2 protein-coding genes are annotated in these 1,969 nt (G+C 29.2%); both read left to right on the plus strand.

The genetic code is table 11. The annotated features are described in order from the left end of the window. On the plus strand, positions 1-1,147 hold a 1,147-nt coding region (locus Q5O30_RS01550), incomplete at its 5' end, for an RHS repeat-associated core domain-containing protein (protein ID WP_302674512.1). A 229-nt stretch (positions 1,148-1,376) separates the two neighbouring features. After that, on the plus strand, positions 1,377-1,790 hold the full coding sequence (locus Q5O30_RS01555) for a hypothetical protein (RefSeq protein WP_021952003.1): 414 nt from the start codon (positions 1,377-1,379) through the stop codon (positions 1,788-1,790). The last annotated feature ends 179 nt before the right edge of the window (positions 1,791-1,969 follow it).

The raw sequence follows: 1,969 nt of genomic DNA on the forward strand, positions 1-1,969 counted from the left end.
AAAGTATACATATGATGTTGAAAATCAGTTAACGGATGTGGAAGTCACTACAGATGGAAAAAAGACCGGCGAACAGCACAACATATATAACGGTAATGGGCAACGCATATCAAAGACTGATATTGTGATTGATGGTGATAATAAGAAGTCTAACACTACGTGCTATTTCTATGAGGGAAGTTTGTTATTATATACAACAGATGATAGTGGAAAGAAAACAAGTCAGAATGTAATAGGAAACCAGGATAATATCATTGTAGGCATTAGGTATAGTGGTGGTAACCAGAATGAATATTTTTATGCTAAGGATGTTCAGGGAAGTACTACAAACATAACTGATAATACCGGTGCGTGTGTTCAATCATATGATTATACAGATTTTGGAGAGACAGCAGAACGTATAGCAACGGATTTTAAAAATGAAATTTGCTATACAGGCGGTATTTATGATGAACTCACAGGGCTGTATTATTTAAATGCACGTTATTATAATCCGGATGAAGGAGTATTCTTAAGTCAGGACACATATCGTGGAACAGAAAAAAATGCAGAGTGTTGGAATTTATATGCTTATTGTGCAAATAATCCAATTAACTATGTGGATCCGAGTGGACATATATCTATGGTTGTTACTGGTAGATATTCACCTTTGGGTGTTTTAGAGAAAAAAATAGTAAATTCTCCAGCTTATATTGGAGCGGAACTATATTTAAGAAAGAAAAAGAATTGGAAATACTCGGCAGATTTTTTGGAACATTCATTACAAGACAATCCTAGTGATTTGTATTATGGAAATAAATCTGCATTAGCAAAGAAATTAAAGAAATCACGAAAAATTAGGAATAAAGTGAAAAAGTTTAAAAAATCTAATTACTTAGCAAAAAAATATTCAATTTCATTTAAACATGGTGATATGTTTGGAGCATTCCATAATGTGGACTTATATATAGACAGATTTAAAAAAGGAAAAATAAATTGTGTTTTGAAAGATTATTATGATTTTTCATATGAAAAATATAATTCATTTATTAATATTGCAAATAATTATGAGTGGGTGTGCCAAGCATTTAAGATAAGTAATGGCTATCATATTACTGTTGAAATGAAATTCAAAGATAGAAAAAATAAAAACAAAGATTTAATATAAAAATAGAGAAGTTTTTGTGTGAGAAAGTATTGGAATAGAACAGTCATAGGGAAGAATGAAAAAGGATAATGTATTTTTTATTATTCTCTATGACTGGGAGATATAGAAAATCAAATAATGAATTGGGTTATTTCAGCGGATTACACGTAAACGTACTATTTCGTATGTTTTTATTCTTGTAGATATGGTAAAAAATCTAATAGAGAGAAAAAATATGGAGGATGAATAAATGAAACAAAAATTGATTATTTTGATAATAATTATTTGTAGTTGCTTAAATATTATAGGATGTGCCAAAAATGAAAATTATAAATACGGTATTGGAAAAGACACTGTTGTTGTTGTGGGAGATGGAAGATTTCAAATATTAAAGGGAGTAGAAAGTTTTTCCTTATATGATTTAAAGAAGGATAAAGTTTTGTTAGATAATGTGGATGAATATTACAATGACGGTAAAAGTAGACTGTATGTATTTAATAATGAAATGTATGTAATTATACAGTACAGTGACGATTTATATTCAGAATATTCTGAACGTGAATTAAGTAAAGAAGATTACAAAATATTTAAATCAGATAGGATGGTGAAGCTTATTAGATCTGTTCCTACAAAACCTAATGAAATCGAATATAGGACAGATTAAAGGTTAAATAAAATTATTTTTGTGGACAAATATTATTGTTAAACGACAAGGTAATTACACTGCAGGAAGGAAAAAGAATACCTTGTTAACAAGGGTGCGTAGCGTCACATTTTTCGAAAATTTGTCAAGTGTTTTTGACAAAAAAATACAAGAAAGGAGTATTACGAATGCATATAACT

Source organism: Eubacterium sp. CAG:161 (genome assembly GCF_000432355.1).
Classification (GTDB): Bacteria; Bacillota; Clostridia; order Lachnospirales; family Lachnospiraceae; genus Eubacterium_G; species Eubacterium_G segne.

Coding starts and splice junctions, on each gene's coding strand:
- Q5O30_RS01555 (WP_021952003.1), top strand. CDS start 1,377: ATGAAACAAAAATTGATTATTTTGATAATAATTATTTGTAGTTGCTTA.